Annotated in this window: 21 protein-coding genes; 10 read left to right on the top strand and 11 right to left on the bottom strand. The window is 62.9% G+C overall.

What is annotated here, in order from left to right; all coding sequences use genetic code 11:
- From EDF71_RS21420 to EDF71_RS21435, 4 genes are all read left to right on the top strand, one after another.
- Positions 1-462: FAD-binding protein (locus EDF71_RS21420; RefSeq protein ID WP_208301109.1), on the top strand; the 462-nt coding region annotated here is incomplete at its 5' end.
- Between the two features lie 170 nt (positions 463-632).
- Complete coding sequence (locus EDF71_RS21425) at positions 633-2,426, top strand: acyl-CoA dehydrogenase (RefSeq protein ID WP_133858570.1); 1,794 nt, start codon at positions 633-635, stop codon at positions 2,424-2,426.
- Between the two features lie 107 nt (positions 2,427-2,533).
- Positions 2,534-3,523: a nitronate monooxygenase family protein gene (locus EDF71_RS21430; RefSeq protein WP_133858571.1), complete on the top strand. Its 990-nt coding sequence runs from the start codon at positions 2,534-2,536 to the stop codon at positions 3,521-3,523.
- Positions 3,524-3,609: 86 nt separating this feature from the next.
- Positions 3,610-4,251 carry a DUF1439 domain-containing protein gene (locus tag EDF71_RS21435; RefSeq protein ID WP_133858572.1) on the top strand — a complete coding sequence of 214 codons (642 nt, stop codon included), beginning with the start codon at positions 3,610-3,612 and terminating at the stop codon, positions 4,249-4,251.
- Here the strand turns inward: EDF71_RS21435 and EDF71_RS21440 are convergent.
- Together EDF71_RS21440 and EDF71_RS21445 are read right to left on the bottom strand one after the other, a co-directional pair.
- A complete protein-coding gene (locus tag EDF71_RS21440) occupies positions 4,248-4,709 on the bottom strand; it encodes a hypothetical protein (protein ID WP_133858573.1) in 462 nt (153 codons plus the stop codon). The two genes, EDF71_RS21435 and EDF71_RS21440, sit on opposite strands and share 4 nt — an antisense overlap.
- Before the next feature lies 1 nt (position 4,710).
- Positions 4,711-5,295: a GbsR/MarR family transcriptional regulator gene (locus EDF71_RS21445; RefSeq protein WP_208301110.1), complete on the bottom strand. Its 585-nt coding sequence runs from the start codon at positions 5,293-5,295 to the stop codon at positions 4,711-4,713.
- Positions 5,296-5,504: 209 nt separating this feature from the next.
- Here EDF71_RS21445 and EDF71_RS21450 point away from each other — a divergent pair, with 209 nt between their 5' ends.
- A complete protein-coding gene (locus EDF71_RS21450; protein WP_347876684.1) occupies positions 5,505-6,689 on the top strand; it encodes an acyltransferase family protein in 1,185 nt (394 codons plus the stop codon).
- 16 nt (positions 6,690-6,705) lie between these two features.
- On the opposite strand, the gene rnk is transcribed toward EDF71_RS21450, so the two are convergent.
- Positions 6,706-7,119, bottom strand: a complete 414-nt coding sequence (gene rnk, locus EDF71_RS21455; RefSeq protein ID WP_133858575.1) for a nucleoside diphosphate kinase regulator — start codon at positions 7,117-7,119, stop codon at positions 6,706-6,708.
- A gap of 248 nt (positions 7,120-7,367) precedes the next feature.
- Here rnk and EDF71_RS21460 point away from each other — a divergent pair, with 248 nt between their 5' ends.
- Positions 7,368-8,576, top strand: a complete 1,209-nt coding sequence (locus tag EDF71_RS21460) for a PA0069 family radical SAM protein (protein ID WP_243854395.1) — start codon at positions 7,368-7,370, stop codon at positions 8,574-8,576.
- Here EDF71_RS21460 and EDF71_RS21465 read toward each other — a convergent pair.
- The 8 genes from EDF71_RS21465 to EDF71_RS21500 form a co-directional block, all read right to left on the bottom strand.
- Positions 8,573-10,432, bottom strand: a complete 1,860-nt coding sequence (locus tag EDF71_RS21465) for a phosphoethanolamine--lipid A transferase (RefSeq protein WP_133858577.1) — start codon at positions 10,430-10,432, stop codon at positions 8,573-8,575. The genes EDF71_RS21460 and EDF71_RS21465 overlap by 4 nt on opposite strands.
- A gap of 119 nt (positions 10,433-10,551) precedes the next feature.
- Positions 10,552-11,862: a citrate synthase gene (locus EDF71_RS21470; protein WP_133858578.1), complete on the bottom strand. Its 1,311-nt coding sequence runs from the start codon at positions 11,860-11,862 to the stop codon at positions 10,552-10,554.
- A 20-nt stretch (positions 11,863-11,882) separates the two neighbouring features.
- Entirely contained in the window at positions 11,883-12,176 is a 294-nt protein-coding gene (locus tag EDF71_RS21475; protein WP_021026928.1) for a succinate dehydrogenase assembly factor 2, read from the bottom strand.
- 15 nt (positions 12,177-12,191) lie between these two features.
- Positions 12,192-12,896, bottom strand: coding sequence for a succinate dehydrogenase iron-sulfur subunit (locus tag EDF71_RS21480; protein ID WP_021026927.1), 705 nt, complete (start codon positions 12,894-12,896; stop codon positions 12,192-12,194).
- A gap of 31 nt (positions 12,897-12,927) precedes the next feature.
- Positions 12,928-14,733, bottom strand: a complete 1,806-nt coding sequence (sdhA, locus tag EDF71_RS21485; RefSeq protein ID WP_133858579.1) for a succinate dehydrogenase flavoprotein subunit — start codon at positions 14,731-14,733, stop codon at positions 12,928-12,930.
- 22 nt (positions 14,734-14,755) lie between these two features.
- Positions 14,756-15,121 (bottom strand): succinate dehydrogenase, hydrophobic membrane anchor protein, encoded by a 366-nt coding sequence (sdhD, locus tag EDF71_RS21490; RefSeq protein ID WP_133858580.1) that lies wholly within the window; start codon positions 15,119-15,121, stop codon positions 14,756-14,758.
- Positions 15,122-15,164: 43 nt separating this feature from the next.
- Entirely contained in the window at positions 15,165-15,599 is a 435-nt protein-coding gene (sdhC, locus tag EDF71_RS21495; RefSeq protein WP_021026924.1) for a succinate dehydrogenase, cytochrome b556 subunit, read from the bottom strand.
- Positions 15,600-15,734: 135 nt separating this feature from the next.
- Entirely contained in the window at positions 15,735-16,529 is a 795-nt protein-coding gene (locus EDF71_RS21500) for a GntR family transcriptional regulator (protein ID WP_133858581.1), read from the bottom strand.
- 277 nt (positions 16,530-16,806) lie between these two features.
- Between EDF71_RS21500 and EDF71_RS21505 the strand changes: the two genes are divergently transcribed.
- The 4 genes from EDF71_RS21505 to EDF71_RS21520 are packed head-to-tail and all read left to right on the top strand — an operon-like array spanning position 16,807 to position 20,256.
- Entirely contained in the window at positions 16,807-17,793 is a 987-nt protein-coding gene (locus tag EDF71_RS21505) for a malate dehydrogenase (RefSeq protein ID WP_021026922.1), read from the top strand.
- Between the two features lie 16 nt (positions 17,794-17,809).
- Entirely contained in the window at positions 17,810-18,598 is a 789-nt protein-coding gene (gene tam / locus EDF71_RS21510) for a trans-aconitate 2-methyltransferase (RefSeq protein ID WP_133858582.1), read from the top strand.
- Positions 18,599-18,610: 12 nt separating this feature from the next.
- Entirely contained in the window at positions 18,611-19,597 is a 987-nt protein-coding gene (locus EDF71_RS21515; RefSeq protein ID WP_133858583.1) for an aldolase/citrate lyase family protein, read from the top strand.
- 53 nt (positions 19,598-19,650) lie between these two features.
- Complete coding sequence (locus tag EDF71_RS21520) at positions 19,651-20,256, top strand: hypothetical protein (protein WP_133858584.1); 606 nt, start codon at positions 19,651-19,653, stop codon at positions 20,254-20,256.
- Positions 20,257-20,295 lie beyond the last annotated feature (39 nt).

A 20,295-nucleotide genomic window follows, 5' to 3' on the forward strand; every position in this document is an offset into this window, starting at 1 on the left:
ACCGGTGGCTCGGCCGCGGTTGAGAACGCAGCAGCCGTTGCCGACAGCGGCAAGAGCAGCTTTGTGGGCCGCGAAGTGACCAAGAACGACCGCCCCGAGCTGACGGCCGCCAAGATCATCGTCTCCGGTGGTCGCGCGCTGGGCAGCGCCGAGAAGTTCAACGAAGTGATGACCCCGCTGGCCGACAAGCTGGGCGCGGCCATTGGCGCCAGCCGCGCAGCAGTGGACGCGGGCTACGCACCCAACGACCTGCAAGTGGGCCAGACCGGCAAGATCGTCGCGCCTCAGCTGTATGTGGCAGCGGGCATCTCCGGCGCCATCCAGCACTTGGCCGGCATGAAGGACTCCAAGGTGATTGTGGCGATCAACAAGGACGAAGAAGCGCCGATCTTCAGCGTGGCCGACTACGGCCTGGTGGCGGATCTGTTTGAAGCTGTGCCTGAGATGGCCAGCCAGCTGTAAAAAACGTGCCTGCCACCAGCCCACACTGCAACAGCATCCTGCTGAGCTTGGATGTGATGGGCAGCGTGGTGGTAGACAGCCGCATCTGAAGGCATCCCTTAGGGGATGCCTTTTTTGTATGCGCGGCACACCCCCAAAACCACAAGCAACGATAAGACGAGGAGACAACGATGAGCTACAAGGCACCAGTCAAGGACATGCTGTTTGCGATGGAGCACCTGGCCCGCATCGACCAGGTGGCACAGATCCCCGGTTTTGAAGAGGCGGGGCTGGAGACGGCACAAGCCGTGCTGGAGGAATGTGCACGCTTCAACGAAGAGGTGGTGGCGCCGCTGAATGTGGTGGGCGACCTGCAGCCCTCGACCTGGAAGGATGGCCAGGTCAGCACCACGGCAGGATTCAAGGAGGCCTTTGCGCAGTATGTGCAAGGCGGCTGGCAGGGCCTGCAGCACCCGGTGGATGCTGGCGGCCAGGGCTTGCCCAAGACGATTGGTGCAGCCTGTGTGGAGATGCTCAACAGCGCGAACATGAGCTTTGCGCTCTGCCCCTTGCTGACCGATGGCGCCATCGAGGCCTTGCTGACGGCTGGTAGCGATGCGCTGAAAACGACCTACCTGGACAAGCTGGTCTCCGGCCAGTGGACCGGCACGATGAACCTGACCGAGCCCCAGGCCGGCTCGGACCTGGCGCTGGTGCGCACGCGCGCGGAACGGCAGGGCGATGGCAGCTACAAGGTGTTTGGCACCAAGATCTTCATCACCTACGGTGAGCACGACATGGCCGAGAACATCGTGCACCTGGTGCTGGCCCGGGTGGCTGGTGCGCCCGATGGCGTCAAGGGCATCAGCCTGTTTGTGGTGCCCAAGTTCCTCGTCAATGCCGATGGCACGCTGGGTGCGCGCAACGATGTGCACTGCGTCAGCATCGAGCACAAGCTGGGCATCAAGGCATCGCCCACCTGCGTGCTGCAATATGGCGACCAGGGCGGTGCCACCGGCTTTTTGGTGGGCGAGGAAAACCGGGGCCTGGAGTACATGTTCATCATGATGAACGCGGCCCGCTATGCCGTGGGCCTGCAGGGCGTGGCCATTGCCGAGCGCGCCTACCAGCAGGCCGCCGCCTTTGCCAAGGAGCGCGTGCAAAGCCGCCCGGTCGATGGCAGCGTGGCCGGCAGCGCCACCATCATCCACCACCCCGATGTGCGCCGCATGCTGATGACCATGCGTGCCTACACCGAAGGCTGCCGCGCGATGGCCTTGACGGCCGCTGCGGCATTCGATGCCGCCCATGCCCATCCTGACGCGCAGGTGCGCCAAGACAACCAGGCCTTCTACGAATTCATGGTGCCGCTCATCAAGGGCTACAGCACCGAGATGAGCCAGGAGGTCACCAGCCTGGGCGTGCAGGTGCACGGCGGCATGGGCTTTATCGAGGAGACGGGTGCCGCCCAGCATTACCGCGACGCCAAGATCCTGACCATCTACGAAGGCACGACCGCTATCCAGGCCAATGACCTGGTGGGCCGCAAGACCGCGCGCGATGGCGGCCAGGCCGCGCGTGGCATCGCCAGCCAGATCGAGCAGACGGAGCAGGCCTTGAAGGCCAGCAGCTCAGGCGCAGCCCAGGCTTTTGCACGCGCGCTGGCGCAGGCGCGGCAGGACTTTCTGGCGGTGGTCGATTACGTGGTGGCTGGCAGCAAGACGGCGCCCAATGATGTGTTCGCGGCCAGCGTGCCGTATCTGATGCTGGCGGGCAATCTGGTGGCAGGCTGGCAGATGGGCCGGGCCTTGCTGGCGGCCGAGCAGCAGCTCAGCCAGGGCGCGGCTGACAAGGCTTTCCTCGAAGCCAAGGTGACAACCGCGCATTTCTATGCCACGCATATTTTGGTAAAAACCTCGGCATTGCGCGAAGAAGTTCTGCACGGTGCGGCCCCGGTGATGGCGCTGCCGCAGGACAGTTTCTGAGCGCCATGCCACACATCTGAAGCCCCTCTCGCGCCTTGGCCAAGGCGCCTGGGGTCTGCGCCGCCCCCACAGCGCAGAAGGCTTTTGCCATTTGAAGGAGACCTTGTATGTCCAAGCTTCCCGGTGCGTTGCAGAACGTGCCTTTTCCGGTCATCGGCTCGCCGCTGTTCATCGTCAGCAACCCACAGCTGCTGATTGCGCAGTGCAAGGCCGGCATCGTCGGCTCCATGCCCGCGCTCAATGCCCGCCCGGCCGAGCAGCTCGATGACTGGCTGGCCGAAATCACCGAGACCCTGGCCGCACACAACCGCGCCCACCCTGACCAGCCTGCCGCGCCGTTTGCGATCAACCAGATCGTGCACCGGACCAATGAGCGACTGGAGCATGACATGGCGCTGTGCGAAAAGTACAAGGTGCCCATTTTGATCACCTCGCTGGGTGCGCGTGAGGACGTGTTCCAGGCCGCCCATTCCTGGGGTGGTGTGGTGATGCACGACATCATCAACAACAGCTTTGCACACAAGGCCATCGACAAGGGCGCCGATGGCCTGATCGCCGTGGCCGCTGGTGCCGGTGGCCATGCGGGCATCAAGAGCCCGTTTGCGCTGGTGCAGGAAATCCGCGAATGGTTTGACGGCCCGCTGGCCTTGTCTGGCAGCATTGCGCATGGCCGTGCCGTGCTGGCCGCCCAGGCCATGGGCGCCGACTTTGCCTACATCGGCTCGGCCTTTATCGCCACCGACGAAGCGCGTGCGGTGGAAGAGTACAAGCAGATGATCGTCAACTCCAACTCGGACGACATCATCTACAGCAACCTGTTTACCGGCGTGCACGGCAACTACCTGAGCCCCTCGATCCGCGCCGCTGGCATGGATCCGGACAATCTGCCGGTCTCCGACCCCAGCTCGATGAGCTTTGGCAAGGACCGCAAGGCCTGGAAAGACATCTGGGGCAGTGGCCAGGGCATTGGCGCCGTCAAGCAAGTGGTGCCCGCTGCCGAGCTGGTGGCCCGGCTCAAGCGCGAATACTTTGAGGCCCGCGATGCGCTGCTGGCCAGCAGCCCGAGCCGCGCAACGGCCCCTGCACAGGCGGCGTAACGCGCAGATACCAACACCGGCCGCCGGGGCTGAACTTTGGCCCTGCGGCGCTGTCCAACGGCGCTTGACGGCTATGGTGTGATGCGATGGAGAATCTGTTTTTTGCCCAAGGGCCCGCCCAGCCGCTGCAGCGCCGCCGCTGCCTGCTGTGGGCGGCCGCTGGCTTGGTGGCTGGCGCAGGCTTTGCGGCCACGGCGGCACAGGCTGCTGATAGCCCACTACCCGCTGGCGCGCGCAGCATCAGCATCAGCCAGGCACAGCTGCAGCAGGCGGTCGCTGCCAAGTTTCCGCTGGCCCGCTCCTGGCAGGGTATGGTCGTCATCCAGCTGCAAAAGCCCAGTGTGCAATTGCTGGCAGCCAGCAACAGCCTGCGTGCCGCCTTCGATATCTGGGTGACCGAAAAGCTGATGGGCAACGAATACCCCGGCCAGATGACCCTGGACTTTGGCCTGGCCTTCCAGGATGCCGATGCCAGCATCCGCCTGCACAACGTGCATGTGCAGCAGCTGCAGATGCAAGGTGTGCCCGCTGCCTACCAGGGCATGTTCCAGACCTATGCGCCCCGCCTGGCCGAGCAGGTGCTGCAAGGCCTGCTGGTCTATGAGCTTCCGGCCAGCCAGCGCATGCTGTTGCAAGGCCTGGGCTACACCGTGGAGCGCATGGAAGTGCAGGAGCAAGGCCTGCGCATTGTGCTGGCGCCCAAGACGGCTGCGGCGCCCACGCGTTAAAACAGGGAATAGGGGTAGTGGGCGGATAAGCCCGGCGCCAGTTGCTCCATCAGCGCCAAGGCTTGTGGCGCCAGTTCCAGCCCCTGGTCTTGCGCCGCTTCCAGCTGGGCCATCAGATCGGCCAGCTGCAGCCATTGCCCGGCATCGATGCCCAGCGGCTGGGGCAGGGCGTCGGGCCCGGCAGCGTGGTCCAGAAAGGCAACGGTCTGCTGCTGGTCCCGGCTCAGCAGCCAGGCATCGCCAGTGCCCGAGCAGGCAAACACCCACCAGTCCTGGCCCAGGTTCGCCAAGGGGGCATCGCGCCCCCAGGTTTCTTCGGCGGCGCCCAGGTGGTCTAGCAATACAAAATCGCCGGCGATCTCGGTCGTGGGCAGGCCATGGCCGGGCATCAGCGCGGGCCAGGCTGTGCCGGGCCAGAGCCGCTCGGCGATGGCGACCGGGGCTTGCAGCGCCAGCATCTCAGTCGTTGCCTTCCTTGCGGGCGGGCGATTTGCCGGTCAGGCGGTCCTTGATGGTCAGCACCCGGGTGACGGCGCTGCCCATGCCCATCAGCTGCAGGGCGGTGTCGGGGTTGAGGCGCTGCACATCGTCAAACCAGGTCATCAGTTTGTCGATCAGGTCGTACATCTCCTGCATGCGTTGCTGGGCGTATTGCTCGTCAGCGGAATGGGTTTCCTGCAGCAGGGCGGAGCGCAGCATCGACTGGGTGGGTTCGATCTCACGGCGGCGGCGCTCTTCGGCCAGGGTGCGAAAGATCTCCCAGACATCAGCCGGCGCTTCGAAGTACTCGCGCCGGTCACCCGGCTGGTGGCGCATATGCACCAGGCGCCAGGATTGCAACTCCTTCAAGCCCATGCTGACATTGGAGCGCGAGAACGACAGGCCCTCGGCAATCTCGTCGGCATTGATGGGCTGGGGCGACAGAAAGATCAGCGCATAGATCTGGCCCACGGTGCGGTTGATGCCCCAGCGGCTACCCATTTCGCCAAAATGTGAGACGAATTGGCGGGTGAGCTCGGGCAGCGGCGTTTGGGCTTGTTTCATGGCGCTGATTATCGGTTTTTTCTGGAAAAGCTGAAACGCCAGGCCGCCATGGCCCGGCGCTTCGCATAACCGCTTTGTAAAGACGGCAGATTTCGGCCTATCAGCGGGGCCGCCCCGTCAACGGCAGCGGATACAAAGGCGTTACACATGGAGTGGCACTGCGCGCGCGGTGCCACATCCTTGTCAGAACATTGCCGGCCTGCGTTGCAATGGCTCGCCCATTGTGGAGTAGCTGGCCAGAGACTATCTTGCCTACCACAACAACCCATAACAAACGAAATCTGTGGCTGGACATGACCAAAGGAGCTTGCTGTGCTGCCATCGTCTGGCACCACCTGGCTTTCTATGGCCCGATGTCGGATGTCGCAGCGCAAGTCACCCCCGGCATCATTGAATGGCTGGCCGAATATGCGCGCATTGCCGTGCAGATTTTCCTGGTCATGGGCGGCTTTCTGTCGGCAGCCAGCCTGGCACCCCAAGGCGTGGCCCGCTTTGGCAGCCCCCTGGCCAAGATTGGCCAGCGCGCGCTGCGCCTGCTCGCGCCTTATTCCGTCGCCCTGTTGCTGGCCGTGCTCATCGCAGCGCTGGTGCGGCCCTGGTTTGCCCATGAATCCGTGCCCGCCGAGCCCACCTGGCAGCAGTTGATCGCCAATGCGCTGATGCTGCAAGACATCAGTGGCGAAGACGCGCTGTCAGCCGGTGTCTGGTACGTGGCGATTGACTTCCAGCTGTTTGCCGCCGTTACCCTGCTGTTTGCACTGAGCCGCCGCTGGGCCCGCCAGTGGCTGGGCCTGCAGCTGGGCCAATGGGTGGTTCTGGCGCTAACGGCCTTGTCGCTGCTGGTGTTCAACCGCCACAGCGAGCTGGACATGTGGTTTGTCTACTTTATCGGCGCCTATGGCATGGGCATGCTGGCCTACTGGGGTAGCCAAAGCGCCAAGCCCTGGACCTGGACGGCCTGGCTGCTGGCGCTGGGCTTTGTGTCACTGGAAGTGGACTTCCGCCTGCGCATTGCGGTGGCGCTCTGCGGCGCCGTGGCCCTGCTGTGGCTGATGCGTGTGCCATCGGATGGCCGTCTGGTCGATTGGCTGGGCCGCCAGGCCCCCGTGCGCTGGCTGCAGTCGCTGGGCCAGATGGGCTACTCGGTGTTTTTGGTGCACTTTTCCATCGTGGTGCTGTGCAACGCGGTGGTCTCGCATGTCTGGCCGAGCCAGCCCTGGCTGAACTGGCTGGGCATGGGCCTGGCCTTTGCGCTGTCGCTGCTGGCCGGGCGCGCGCTCTACCTGGGTGTCGAGGCGCGTACGCCCAGCCTGCGTTCGGTGGCCCGCTGGGAGCTGGGCTTGGTCGGTGCCGGCCTGCTGGTCAGCCTGGTCAGCGCACGTCTGTCGATGTAGATCGGCCCTTGCCCGCTCAGCGGTGCAGATCGCCGGCCCGCTCGGGCTGGTAGCTGATGCCGGTCACGCGCACGGTCATGGTTTTTCCGCCCACTGAAGGCCAGGCCAGTTCATTGCCAATCGACAGGCCCAGCAGCGCACTGCCTACCGGTGCAAACACCGAAATCTTGCTGCTGGTGTCGTCCAGATCCTTGGGGTAGACGAGGGTCAGTTGGAACTGCTTGCCCGATTCGGCAATGTCAAAGTTCACCGTGGAGTTCATGGTCACCACATCCGGCGGGATATCGGTTGGCTCCACGATATCGGCACGCGCAATCTCGGCCTCCAGATCCGCCTTGCCGGGGAAGGCACTCGCCGGCATGGCCTCCAGCAGCGCTTCCAGGCGGTCCACATCCAGGGATGACAGGATGAGTTGGGGTTTGCGAGACATGAAAACTTCCTCCGGAGTATGTAATCCCCGAATGTAGGCCATGCCCCATTTCGCACCAAAATGGTGCGAATAGCCCTGGGTTTGGTGGCGCTTGCAGGGTAGATCGAGATGGCGCACAATGCATAGAAATACTGTATATAAAAACAGTTATCATGACTGCCCGCCATCCCTCCATCCACATCGTCAATACCGCCCCGCTGGAAGACCCGCAGGCCCTGCAGCGCTGCGCGGACGGCGTGGATGGGCCCGTGCCAGTGCGCGTGCCGCTGCCCGTGGCCCGCAAGGGGCGTGGAGCGGTAGGCGCGCCGCGCCACCGTTTTGCCAGCGATGTGCGGGAATGGGCCGACGATGGCTGGACCCCAGCAGCGGCTGAGGTGCCTGTGGCAGACGATGCGGACCCGTATCTGGAAGAAGGCGCCTGGTGGCAGCAGGACGCCGAGAACCTGCCGACCCAGGTGCATGAGGAGCGGGCGCGCAGCGCGATCCAGAAAAACGACTCCCCCGATATCTTCTTTGATCACTCGGTCAACCCCTACCGGGGCTGCGAGCATGGCTGCATCTACTGCTATGCCCGGCCGTACCACAGCTACCTGAACCTCTCGCCCGGGCTGGATTTTGAAACCCAGCTGTTTGCCAAGACCAATATTGCCCAGGTGCTGAAGGCCGAGATCAGCCGCCCGCGCTACCAGCCGGCCTCGCTCAATATCGGCTCCGCCACCGATTGCTACCAGCCGATTGAGCGGGAACTGGGCCTGACGCGGCAGCTGATCGAGGTGCTCAGCGAGGCCGAACACCCGTTCTCACTGATCACCAAGAGCAGCGCGGTGGAGCGCGATATCGACTTGATTGCCGCAGCGGCGCGCAAGAATGCGGCAGCCGTCTACATCACCATCACCAGCCTGGATCCGCAGCTCACCCGGCTGCTGGAGCCCAGAGCGGCTGCACCGCACCGGCGGCTGCGCACGATACGCCAGCTGACCGAGGCGGGCATCCCGGTGGGGGTGAGCGTGGCGCCGCATATTCCGTTTTTGACCGAGGACATGGAAGAGGTGCTGGCAGCCGCGCGCGAGGCCGGTGCCACCACCGCCTTCTACACCGTGCTGCGCCTGCCCTGGGAGCTCAATGGCGTCTTCCAGCAGTGGCTGCAGGCCCATTACCCGCAGCGCGCCGCCCGGGTGATGCAGCGGGTGCGCGACCTGCACCAGATCAGCGAGGCCGACCGGCTGCGCGGCAAGAGCTACGACAGCCAGTCCTTCAGCCGCATGAAGGGCCAGGGCCTCTGGGCCGACCTGGTCCGCCAGCGCTTTGTGCGCGCCTGCGCGCAGCTGGGCTATGGGCGTGAGCGGCAGGAGATGGATTGGCGCGGGTTTGAGGCCTGGCGCGCCCAGCAGCTGCTGCTGCCGCGGCAAGTGGGCGCCGCGCAGGCGCCACACCCAGGGCAGGGAAACCTGTTTTAGCCGCGCTTTCGTGCCGCAGCGCCATTGGCTGGCTGCGCTGTCGCAAGGCTTGCAGGTGCAGTGGCTGACGCCAGGTGCGCCAATGTTGCAGGCGGCGCAGAGCGACCCTTGCAGCTGGCAAAAATATCCAGATCGGCCTGGTGCAGCGCGGTCTGCACATCGGTCATGCCCAGCATCGAGTGGAACAGGTTGTCGTGGCTGATGCGGGCCGTGCCCACGGCCTGCTGCAGGCAGCTGGTACTCATGCCCATGCGTTGCTGCATGGCGGGGGAGAGCCAGGTGATCCAGGGCACATGCTTTTGCACATCGGGTGCGACGGAATAGGGCAGGCCGTGCAGGTAGATATTGTTCTCGCCCAGCGACTCGCCATGGTCGGCCACATACATCATCGCTGTGGGCTGGCGCTGACCTTTGCTGGCCAGCCAGTCGATCAGGCCGCTCAGCATGCGGTCGGTGGCCACTACGCTGTTGTCATAGGCGTTGATCAGCGAGGCGCGGTCGCAGGCCTGCAGATTGACGTTGTTGCACTCGGGGCTGAAGCGCTTGTCCTGGCTCAGCGAGCGCTTGAAATAGGCCGGGCCATGGCTTCCCATCTGGTGCAGTACTACCACCACGCCCTTGGCGCGTTGCTCGGCGGGCAGCGCGTTGATGCGCTCGTCCAGGCCATCGAGCAAAGCCATGTCCACGCATTCGCCGTCCTGGCAGAGCGCCTTGCGGGCGGCGGCGGGCAGGTCGGTCTCGGTGTTGGCGTTGTGCACGCGGGCGCAGACGCCCTTGCAGCCCGATTGGTTCTCAACCCAGAGGACGGCCAGGCCAGCGCGCTGCAGCACATCGAGCAGGTTCTCATAGGACTTGTCGCTGTTCTGGCTGCTGCGCCCCAGGTGCGAGAACATGCAAGGTACCGACACGGCGGTACTGGTGCCGCAGGACCAGGCATTGGTAGCCACGGCCAGGTCCTGGCGGGCAGACAGCAGAGGCGTGGTAGGGCGCTCATAGCCATTGGTGCCAAAGTTGCCGGCGCGGCCGGTCTCACCGACCACCAGCGCATAGATCGGGAAGGCGGTCTGGCCAGCATAGCTGGCGCCCAGCTTGGCATCTTCGCCAATCGGGTACAAGGTGGTGTCGCGGTGCTGGATTTGCTGCGCCACCAGATTACCGGCGGCATAGACGGTGGACAGCGGGTTCATCATGTAGCGCAGGCTGGTGTGGTTGCGCATGGCCGACGAGATGGGGCGAAAGCCCGCCATCACGACCACCACCATGGCCAGCACGGCCAGCAACACCATGCCCAGCTGCTTGAGCACCGGGCGCCAGCCAGAGCGCCGGGCCAGGGTCTGGCGCCAGATCCACCAGGTCGGCGGAATCGCGATGGCGCCCACGGTGACCACCAGGCTCCAGTGCAGCAGGTCGGCCGCTTCCTTCACATCGGTCTGCAGCACATTGACCAGCATCGACGCATCAATGGCGATGCCGTAGTTCAGCATGAAGCAGGCGGCAAAGGCGGCGACCCAGCACAGTGCGATCATCACCGGCTTGGCGGCACGGCCCCAGCTGATCAGGTTCAGCAGTGCCCAGCAGGCGCAGGCAATCGCTGTCCCCAGGCTCAGGCCCAGGACCCATTGCTGGGCGCTGCTCAGCCCCTCGGCCTGCGATATCGCCTTCCACAGAGCCAGATTGCCCACACTGGCCAGCCAGAGGCTGACAACCAGGCTCCACAGCCACACGGGTCGTGCGGGTGGCTGCGAGGTGCTGGTGACCAGATCGGCGCTGAAGGGCAGGTCGGCCGAATGGGGAGGAAATGCCGCCGTGTCTGCGGCCTTGCCTGTGGGGGTGATAAACCGGGCAAAGAATGTCATCCCGCCATGGTCGGCAGGCAAGCTTAACAAGTGATTAATATGACAAACACAATAAAAAAACCCGCCGAAGCGGGTTTTTTTGAAGCAGTGCCGGCGCAGGCTGAGCCTGGCCGCTGCGATCAGCGCTTGGCGATAGGCTGCACGTCGCGGGCCACCGAGCCGGTGTACAGCTGGCGTGGACGGCCAATCTTGTACTCAGGATCAGCCATTTGCTCGTTCAGCTGGGCGATCCAGCCAACGGTGCGGGCCAGTGCGAAGATGCCGGTGAACAGCTTCACTGGGATGCCGATGGCGCGTTGCACGATGCCGGAGTAGAAGTCCACGTTCGGGTACAGCTTGCGCGACACGAAGTAGTCGTCTTCCAGCGCAATCTTTTCGACTTGCTTGGCCAGTGCGAACAGCGGATCGTTTTCCAGGCCCAGTTCGGCCAGGATCTCGTTGCAGGTTTCCTGCATCAGCTTGGCGCGTGGGTCGTAGTTCTTGTAGACGCGGTGGCCAAAGCCCATCAGCTTGACGCCGCTGGACTTGTCCTTGACCTGCTCCATGAACTCACCGACCTTGGCGATGCCGCCGTTGGCCTGGATGCTTTCGAGCATGTTCAGACAGGCTTCGTTGGCGCCGCCGTGGGCAGGGCCCCACAGGCAAGCGACACCCGCGGAGATGGCTGCAAACGGGTTGGTGCCCGAGGAGCCGCACAGGCGCACGGTCGAGGTCGACGCGTTTTGCTCGTGGTCTGCGTGCAGGATGAAGATGCGGTCGAGCGCGCGCTCCACCACCGGGTTCACCACATACTCTTCGCAAGGGTTGCCGAACATCATGCGCAGGAAGTTGCCTGCGTAGGACAGGTCGTTCTTCGGGTACATGTAGGGCTGGCCCGTGCCGTACTTGTACGCCATCGCCACCAGGGTAGGCAGCTTGGCGATCAAGCGGATCGCAGCAATGTTGCGGTGCTCGGGGTTGGTGATGTCGGTGCTGTCGTGGTAGAAGGCCGACATGCCGCCCACCAGGCCCGTCAGAACGGCCATCGGGTGCGCATCGCGGCGGAAACCACGCAGGAAGAACTGCATCTGCTCGTTGACCATGGTGTGCTTGGTCACCGTGTCTTCGAACTCGGCCTTCTGCGTTGCATTGGGCAGCTCGCCGTACAGCAGCAGGTAGCAGGTTTCGAGGTAGTTGCAGTTCTTGGCCAGCTGCTCGATCGGGTAGCCGCGGTACAGCAGCTCACCCTTGTCACCATCGATATAGGTGATGGCCGACTGGCAAGCAGCCGTCGAGAGGAAACCGGGGTCGTACGTGAACATGCCGGTCTGCGCGTACAGCTTGCGGATGTCGATGACATCCGGGCCGATCGAGCCCTGGTAAACCGGAAGGTCTACGCTTGCTGCGCCGTTGCTAAACGATAGCGTGGCTTTGTTGTCTGCTAGTTTCATAAAACTGGTTCCTTCTCGAGTTAGTCCGCAAGAGATGCACGTGGTTTTCGGCTGCGCAGCATCTCCAGCACTTCATGAACATCTGGCGTGTCGAGGTCGCCTGTTGGTTCCTTGCGCCTGAGCATCAAGTCCAGCAGGTCGTTGTCCGACAGGTTCATCAAAGTGGTCAGCCCTTGCGCCTGGCGGACATTCAGGCTTGCTCCGTATGTGCGGAAGAACTGCTCGACGAAGATGTCGTTCTCCACCAGGCCTCGGCGACTACGCCAGCGCAGCAGATCGCGCGCACGTTCATCCAGCAGTTCGTTTTCCATCATTGCTCAATCTGGTTCTTACACCGCACGGCGAACCATCAGTTCCTTGATCTTGCCAATCGCCTTCGTGGGGTTGAGGTGCTTGGGGCACACGTCCACGCAGTTCATGATGGTGTGGCAACGGAACAGACGGTAGGGGTCTTCCAGGTTGTCCAGGCGCTCACCGGTGTGGTCATCGCGGCTGTCGGCGATGAAGCGGTAGGCCTGCAGCAAACCGGCGGGGCCCACGAACTTGTCGGGGTTCCACCAGAAAGAGGGGCAGCTGGTCGAGCAGCTGGCGCACAGAATGCACTCGTACAGGCCGTTGAGCTCTTCGCGCTCTTCGGGCGACTGCAGACGCTCCTTCTCGTTGGCGACAAAGCTGTCAGCCATCAGGTAGGGCTTGATCGAGTGGTACTGCTTGAAGAACTGGGTCATGTCCACGATCAGATCGCGGATGACGGGCAGACCGGGCAGGGGCTTCAAGACGATGTCACCCTTGAGGGTGTTCATGTTCGTGAGGCAGGCCAGGCCGTTCTTGCCGTTGATGTTCATCGCGTCCGAACCGCAGACGCCTTCGCGGCATGAGCGGCGGAAGGAGATCGATGGATCGAGTTCCTTCAGCTTGACCAGGGCGTCCAGCAGCATGCGCTCATGACCGTCGAGCTCCACCTCCACGGTTTGCATGTACGGCTTGGCATCTTTATCGGGATCGTAGCGATAGATTTTGAAAGTACGCTTCATTTTGGGATGTTCTTTCGTGGGCTGCGTGGATTTAGAAGGTACGGACCTTGGGTGGTACCGACGGCACGGTCAGCGGCTTGAGTTGCACTGGCTTGTACTCCAGGCTGTTGGCAGCGCTGTACCACAGGGTGTGCTTGAGCCAGTCGATGTCATTGCGACCCAGTGGGTACTTGGGATCGTCAGCAGGGTGCTCGTAGTCATCCACGGTGTGGGCGCCACGGCATTCCTTGCGGGCGGCGGCCGAGACCATCGTGGCCTGTGCCACTTCGATCAGGTTGGCCACTTCCAGCGCTTCCATGCGGGCGGTGTTCCAGACCTTGGACTTGTCCTTCAAGGTTACGCCACCAACGCGGGCGCGGATGTCGGCGATCTTCTGAACGCCTTCGTCCATGCTCTTTTGCGTGCGGAACACACCAGCGTGCAGCTGCATGCAGGCACGGATGTCGTTGGCCACGTCTTGTGCGTACTCACCGCTGGTCGACTCGTCGAGCTTGTTCAGGCGCGAAAGCGAGAAGTCCGATGCGTTGTCCGGCATGGGCTTGAATTCGCCGTAGCCGTTGACGTAGTTGACGATGTGCTTGCCGGCCGACTTGCCGAAGACCAGCAGGTCCAGCAGCGAGTTCGTGCCCAGGCGGTTGGCGCCGTGCACCGACACGCAGGAGCATTCGCCCACTGCGTAGAGACCGTTGACGACCTTGTTCTCTTCACCATCCCAGACAACGACCTGGCCGTTGATGTTGGTGGGGATACCGCCCATCTGGTAGTGGATGGTGGGCACCACAGGAATCGGTTCCTTGGTGATGTCCACGTTGGCGAAGTTGTGGCCGATTTCTTCCACCGAAGGCAGGCGCTTGCGGATGGTTTCTGCACCCAGGTGGGTCATGTCCAGCAGGATGTAGTCCTTGTTCGGACCGCAGCCACGGCCTTCCTTGATTTCCTGGTCCATCGAGCGCGACACGAAGTCGCGTGGTGCCAGATCCTTCAGGGTAGGCGCATAGCGCTCCATGAAACGCTCGCCATCGCTGTTGCGCAGAATAGCGCCTTCACCGCGGCAGCCTTCGGTCAGCAGCACGCCTGCGCCGGCCACGCCGGTGGGGTGGAACTGCCAGAACTCCATGTCCTGCAGCGGGATGCCTGCACGTGCAGCCATGCCCAGGCCGTCGCCGGTGTTGATGAAGGCATTGGTCGATGCCTGGAAGATACGGCCAGCGCCGCCGGTGGCCAGCAGCACGGCCTTGGCGTGCAGCTCGTACAGGTCGCCGGTTTCCAGTTCGATGGCGGTCACGCCGACCACATCACCGGATTCGTCACGGATCAGGTCGAGGGCCATCCACTCCACGAAGAAGTTGGTCTTGGACTTGACGTTTTGCTGGTACAGCGTGTGCAGCATCGCGTGGCCGGTACGGTCAGCGGCTGCGCAAGCGCGTTGCACGGGCTTTTCGCCGTGGTTGGCGGTGTGGCCGCCGAAGGGGCGCTGGTAGATCGTGCCGTCGGGGTTGCGGTCGAAAGGCATGCCGAAGTGTTCCAGCTCGTACACCACCTTGGGTGCTTCGCGGCACATGAACTCGATCGCATCCTGGTCACCGAGCCAGTCCGAGCCCTTGATGGTGTCGTAGAAGTGCCATTCCCAGTTGTCGGGCGACATGTTGCCCAGCGAGGCGGACACGCCACCTTGCGCTGCCACGGTGTGCGAGCGGGTGGGGAAAACCTTGGACAAGGCAGCCACGGACAGGCCAGCCTTGGACAGTTCCAGCGCAGCGCGCAGACCGGAGCCGCCTGCGCCGATGATGACGACATCAAACTTGCGCTTGGTGATGTTCTCTTTTGTATAGCTCATTGTTCTCTTTCAATCGCGGGTATCACAGACGCCACAGAACCTGCAGGCCCCAGCCGAGGCAGCCCACCAGCCAAACCAACACGAAAATCTGCAGCACCAGGCGCAGGCCGACGGGCTGGACGTAGTCCATGAGGATTTCACGCATGCCCACCCAGGCGTGGTAGGCCAAGGCCACCAGGGTGCCCACGGTGATGAACTTCATCCACTGGTGGGAGAAGATGCCTGCCCACTGTTCGTAGCCGATAGGGCCCTTGATCATCAGCACCTGGGCCAGCAGGGCCACGGTGAACAAGGCCATCAGCAAGCCGGTGATGCGCTGGGCCAGCCAGTCGCGCAAGCCGTAGTGCGCACCGGTCACGACGCGTTTGGAGCCGTAATTGACGGACATGGGGAATCCTTTCTTATTTATCAGTAAATGCGGTCGCGGGCGATCAGTACAAGCCGAACAGCTTGGCACCCAGGATGGCGGTCAGCGCCAGGCTGATGGCAAAGCAGACGATGGCCGAGCTCTTGCCAAATTCCTTGTTGACCGACTTGTGCGAGACATCCATCCAGATGTGGCGCAGGCCAGCGCAGAAGTGGTGCAGGTAGGCCCAGATCAGTGCCAGCACGGCCAGCTTGATGAACCAGCCCGCGAAGATGCCGGCGCCGGTGTTGAAGGCAGCGGTGAAGCGGGCGTAGGAGAATTCGGAGGAGATCGAGGTGTCGAGCAGCCAGACCACGAAGGGCAGCAGGAAGAACATGACCAGGCCACTGGCGCGGTGCAGGATCGACAGGATGGCTGCCACCGGGAAACGGTAGCCCGGCAGGTCCGTCAGCATGTTGATATTGCGAAACTCAGGCCGCTTCTTCGTGGTATCTGTCATGGTGTGAAATCTTTCGTGGATGTAACTGCTATGTAATCGCTAGGCTCAAACCTGCAAAATTTTATTGCAATGCAGCGCGCAGGTCTAAGGGTTTCTCTTTAACCCCGTGGTGACTACTCAGACTTGACCGGTGCATTAGCTCAGGGTATTGCTGTAATGGTGGGTGTCCGTCCGATAAAGACCTCGTCGTAATTCCATGGGAACATCGTTATAGGTGTAAGCGACGCGCTCCACGCTCAGCAGTGGGGTCTGTCCGTCGATATCCAGCAATTGGGCCTGCGCCGCATCGGGCAGCACGGCACGCAGTTTTTCCTGGGCGCGCACCATGCGCACGCCGTATTCCACCTCGAACATCGCGTAGGTGGCACCGGGGTAGTCGCGCATCTGCTCGGCCGACAGGCCCTTGAAGCTGCTGCTGGGCAGCCAGATGTCTTCGACGATGGTGGGGATGCCGGCAAACACCAGCACCCGGCGCACATGGATCAGCGATTCGCCGGTGGGTACCTGCAGCAGCTTGCAGATCTCGCTCTGGCCCTTGATGCTGCGGCAGGAGATGATGTTGCGCTGCGCTGGGCCTTCTTCATTGAGGTCGCCACTGTCCGGCAGGAGACGCAGGAAGCGGTACTGCACATTGCGCTCGGCATGGGTGGCCACAAAGGTGCCCTTGCCCTGGCGGCGCAGCAGCAGGTTCTCGGCAGCCAGCTCGTCGATGGCCTTGCGCACGGTGCCCTGGCTGACGCGGTAGCGGGCGGCCAGCTCCATCTCGCTGGGGATCATTTCGCCCGGTTTCCAGGCGCCGGCCTCCAGGCTTTGCAGGATCAAGCCCTTGATTTGTTGGTAGAGGGGGCTGAAGGCCGGGGTCGCACCACCCACGCTGTCGCCAGCGGACGTGATTCCGGTGTCGTTTGCATTGGGGGTGGAAGATGTCATGCGCTTGTCTTGGGAGAGATTCAATCTCTCGGGTGTCACAGTGGATGTGACATCCAACGGTTCAAATTTACAGCGCGCATTGTATAGCGCATCAGGGGTCAATCATATCTTATATAAGACATAAGACAAATTGACTGAGTGATCTGTTCAAGAGTACACTTATGCGCTGTTTACAGACCAGCCATCGGGGAATCCCGATCGCTGATTCCAGTCGTTTGACACCCTCTCCGATGCTGGCCTGCTTGGACACCTCATTTCTATTTTCTGGAGTTTTCCCATGAGCAAGAAGCCCGTACGTGTCGCCGTTACCGGTGCCGCTGGTCAAATCGGTTATGCCCTGTTGTTCCGCATCGCTTCGGGCGAAATGCTGGGCAAGGACCAGCCTGTCATCCTGCAACTGCTGGAAATTCCTGACGAGAAGGCACAGAACGCGCTCAAGGGCGTGATCATGGAGCTGGAAGACTGCGCTTTCCCTCTGGTGGCCGGTATCGAAGCCCACAGCGACCCGCTGCAAGCCTTCAAGGACACCGACTACGCGCTGCTCGTGGGTGCCCGTCCTCGCGGCCCAGGCATGGAACGTGCTGACCTGCTGGCTGCCAACGCCCAGATCTTCACCGCCCAAGGCAAGGCCCTGAACGCTGTCGCTTCGCGCAACGTCAAGGTGCTGGTGGTTGGCAACCCTGCCAACACCAATGCCTACATCGCGATGAAGTCGGCTCCCGACCTGCCAGCGAAGAACTTCACCGCCATGCTGCGTCTGGACCACAACCGCGCTGCCTCGCAACTGGCTGCCAAGGCTGGCTTCAAGGTCGGCGACATCCGCAAGCTGACCGTCTGGGGCAACCACTCGCCCACGATGTACGCTGACTACCGCTTCGCCACCGTGGACGGCAAGTCGGTCAAGGACGCGATCAACGACCAGGCCTGGAACAAGGACGTGTTCCTGCCAACCGTGGGCAAGCGTGGCGCCGCCATCATTGCTGCACGTGGCCTGTCGTCGGCTGCATCGGCTGCCAACGCTGCCATCGACCACATGCGTGACTGGGCCCTGGGCTCGGCTGGCGAATGGGTGACCATGGGCGTGCCTTCGAACGGCGAATACGGCATCCCAGCCGGCATCATCTTCGGCTTCCCAGTGACCACCGAAAACGGCGAATACAAGATCGTCGAAGGTCTGGAAATCGACGCGTTCTCGCAAGAATGCATCGACAAGACCCTGGCTGAGCTGCAAGGCGAGCAAGACGGCGTCAAGCACCTGCTGTAATCCAAGGCCGATCCGCATGCTTGCATGGAATGCCCAGCTCTACAGCCGGTTCGAGGACGAGCGCACGCGCCCGGCCGCCGAACTGCTGGCGCGCGTGGCCCTGCCCAGCGATACCCCCTATGTGGTGGATCTGGGTTGCGGGCCGGGCAATTCCACCGAGCTGCTGGCCCAGCGCTTCGTGCATGCACGGGTGCTGGGTATCGACCAGTCGCAAGACATGCTGGCCGCTGCGCGCCAGCGTCTTGCGCATGTGCATTTTGAGCAGGGCGACATCGCCCACTGGCAGGCTCCACTGCACAACGGGCGTTTGCCCGACCTGATTTTTGCCAATGCGGCCCTGCAATGGGTGCCAGACCACGCGCAACTGCTGCCCCGCTTGATGGGCATGTTGGCGCCCGGTGGCGTACTGGCCGTGCAGATGCCGGACAACCGCGATGAGCCCACCCACCGCCTGATGCGTGAAGTGGCAGCGCTGCAGCCCTGGGCTGCAGAAATCGGCGATCCGCATGCCTTGCGCACGGATTTGCTGGCCTTGAATGATTACTACGATGTGTTGGCCCGTGATGCGCAGGTGGATGCCTGGCGTACGGCGTACCAGCACCCAATGGACAGTGCGGAGGCGATTGTCCAATGGGTTCGTGGCACCGGTCTGCGACCGTTTCTCCAGCCTCTGAGTGCCGAGCTGCAAACCAGCTTTGTGGCCGAGTACACCCGCCGCATCGATGCCGCCTACGCGCTGCGCAGCGATGGCCGGCGCCTGCTGGCCTTCCCCCGCTTGTTTTTGGTGGCCCGCCGCCCCATCTGACGATTAGTAGCCATGAGTGTCTCCGCCATCCATCCCGCACAGGTACTGCTCGGCGCCCAGTCTGGGGCCCTGGCACTGCCGGTCTGCGACCACTACAGTGGCGTGGAAGACCGCATGCGCAAGAGCCTGGCCTTGCAGGCGCAGATGATGGAAGAGTTCGGCCGCTGCGTGTTCGATGTGACCCTGGACTGTGAAGACGGCGCAGCTGTCGGCCAGGAAAAAGCCCATGCCCAGCTGGTCGCATCGCTGGCCAAGAGCGCTGCGCCTGGTGCCCGTGTGGCCGCCCGCGTGCATGCGGCCGACCACGCCGCGCTGGCCGAAGACATCGCCACCATCGCCGGTGAGGCGGGCGAGCAGCTCTGCCACATCATGGTGCCCAAGGTCGAGTCGGTCGATGACATCGACCAGGTCGACCGCTTGCTGCAAGCGGCCACCAGCACCCCGGTGCCACTGCATGCGCTGATCGAGTCGCCCCAGGCCGTGCACCGCGCTTTCGAGATTGCCGCCCACCCCCGCGTGCAAAGCATCAGCTTTGGCCTGATGGATTTTGTCTCCGCCCATGGCGGCGCCATCCCCTCCAGCGCAATGGGCGTGCAAGGCCAGTTCACACATCCGCTGGTGCTGCGCGCCAAGCTGGAGATCGCAGCTGCCTGCCACGCCTACGGCAAGGTGCCGTCGCACTGCGTGGTGACCGAGTTCAAGAACCCCGATGCAATGGAGCAGGCCGCCCGCCGCGCCTATGGCGAGCTGGGCTACACCCGCATGTGGAGCATCCACCCCGCGCAGATCCGTCCCATCCTGCAGGCCTTTGCGCCCACGCAGAGCCAGGTCGATGAAGCGGCCCGTATCGTGCGGGCAGCGGCCGACGCGCAATGGGCGCCGATCAGCGTCGACGGGGTCTTGCATGACCGTGCAAGTTATCGTTACTTTTGGCAAATTTTGGAGCGTGCCGCGCAGACGGGTTGTCCGTTGCCGGGTACAGTGCGGGAGTGGCTGTAACCATTCGGGTCCAGCCCTTTTCCTGTTTCTTGCGTTGTATCGCGGGAGTTGTTATGAAAAATCGCGTGATTTCTTTGTTGGTCTTGGTTCCTGCGCTGACTCTGGCCATGGGCAGTGTGCAGGCGCAAGAGAAAAAGGCTGCCAAGCCAGCTGCGGCCAAGACGACCGCTGCCAAACCCGCCGCCAAGAAGGCACCGGCCAAAAAGGCCCCTGCCAAGCGTGCGTCCACCGCCAAGAAGGGTGCTGCGGTTGCCGCCGGCGCCGGTGCAGCCGCTGCGGCCGCATCCATTCCTGCCCAGCAGACCCTGACCCCCGCCGAGCTGGCCATTGCCGAGCAGGTCTACCAAGGCCGTATCAACTGCGAGCTGGGCGCCTCGATCAATATCGCCAAGGATTCGGTCAACCCCGGCTACTTCTTCGTTGAAGGCAAGGGCTTCAAGTACCACATGGCACCTGTCGCCACCTCCACCGGCACCGTCCGCCTGGAAGACCAGCACGCTGGCGCCATGTGGCTGCAGGTGGCCAACAAGTCCATGCTGATCAACCGCAAGCTCGGTCAGCGCCTGGCCGACGAATGCATGAGCCCTGAGCAAAACCAGGTTGCCGAAGCCATCAAGAAAAACCCACCTGCCGCACTGTTTGAAGGCAACGGCCGCTGATTAGAACAGCGGCGCGGCTGCCCGACGCCTTGCGAGCGC

It is taken from the genome of Comamonas sp. JUb58 (assembly GCF_004364775.1).
Taxonomy (GTDB): domain Bacteria; phylum Pseudomonadota; class Gammaproteobacteria; order Burkholderiales; family Burkholderiaceae_C; genus Comamonas.

Excerpts from the sequence above, each read along its gene's own strand:
- EDF71_RS21425 (WP_133858570.1), top strand. The coding sequence starts at position 633 with ATGAGCTACAAGGCACCAGTCAAGGACATGCTGTTTGCGATGGAGCAC.
- EDF71_RS21430 (WP_133858571.1), top strand. The coding sequence starts at position 2,534 with ATGTCCAAGCTTCCCGGTGCGTTGCAGAACGTGCCTTTTCCGGTCATC.
- EDF71_RS21435 (WP_133858572.1), top strand. The coding sequence starts at position 3,610 with ATGGAGAATCTGTTTTTTGCCCAAGGGCCCGCCCAGCCGCTGCAGCGC.
- EDF71_RS21440 (WP_133858573.1), bottom strand. The coding sequence starts at position 4,709 with ATGCTGGCGCTGCAAGCCCCGGTCGCCATCGCCGAGCGGCTCTGGCCC.
- EDF71_RS21445 (WP_208301110.1), bottom strand. The coding sequence starts at position 5,295 with ATGAAACAAGCCCAAACGCCGCTGCCCGAGCTCACCCGCCAATTCGTC.
- EDF71_RS21450 (WP_347876684.1), top strand. The coding sequence starts at position 5,505 with ATGGCTCGCCCATTGTGGAGTAGCTGGCCAGAGACTATCTTGCCTACC.
- rnk (WP_133858575.1), bottom strand. The coding sequence starts at position 7,119 with ATGTCTCGCAAACCCCAACTCATCCTGTCATCCCTGGATGTGGACCGC.
- EDF71_RS21465 (WP_133858577.1), bottom strand. The coding sequence starts at position 10,432 with ATGACATTCTTTGCCCGGTTTATCACCCCCACAGGCAAGGCCGCAGAC.
- EDF71_RS21470 (WP_133858578.1), bottom strand. The coding sequence starts at position 11,862 with ATGAAACTAGCAGACAACAAAGCCACGCTATCGTTTAGCAACGGCGCA.
- EDF71_RS21475 (WP_021026928.1), bottom strand. The coding sequence starts at position 12,176 with ATGATGGAAAACGAACTGCTGGATGAACGTGCGCGCGATCTGCTGCGC.
- EDF71_RS21480 (WP_021026927.1), bottom strand. The coding sequence starts at position 12,896 with ATGAAGCGTACTTTCAAAATCTATCGCTACGATCCCGATAAAGATGCC.
- sdhA (WP_133858579.1), bottom strand. The coding sequence starts at position 14,733 with ATGAGCTATACAAAAGAGAACATCACCAAGCGCAAGTTTGATGTCGTC.
- sdhD (WP_133858580.1), bottom strand. The coding sequence starts at position 15,121 with ATGTCCGTCAATTACGGCTCCAAACGCGTCGTGACCGGTGCGCACTAC.
- sdhC (WP_021026924.1), bottom strand. The coding sequence starts at position 15,599 with ATGACAGATACCACGAAGAAGCGGCCTGAGTTTCGCAATATCAACATG.
- EDF71_RS21500 (WP_133858581.1), bottom strand. The coding sequence starts at position 16,529 with ATGACATCTTCCACCCCCAATGCAAACGACACCGGAATCACGTCCGCT.
- EDF71_RS21505 (WP_021026922.1), top strand. The coding sequence starts at position 16,807 with ATGAGCAAGAAGCCCGTACGTGTCGCCGTTACCGGTGCCGCTGGTCAA.
- tam (WP_133858582.1), top strand. The coding sequence starts at position 17,810 with ATGCTTGCATGGAATGCCCAGCTCTACAGCCGGTTCGAGGACGAGCGC.
- EDF71_RS21515 (WP_133858583.1), top strand. The coding sequence starts at position 18,611 with ATGAGTGTCTCCGCCATCCATCCCGCACAGGTACTGCTCGGCGCCCAG.
- EDF71_RS21520 (WP_133858584.1), top strand. The coding sequence starts at position 19,651 with ATGAAAAATCGCGTGATTTCTTTGTTGGTCTTGGTTCCTGCGCTGACT.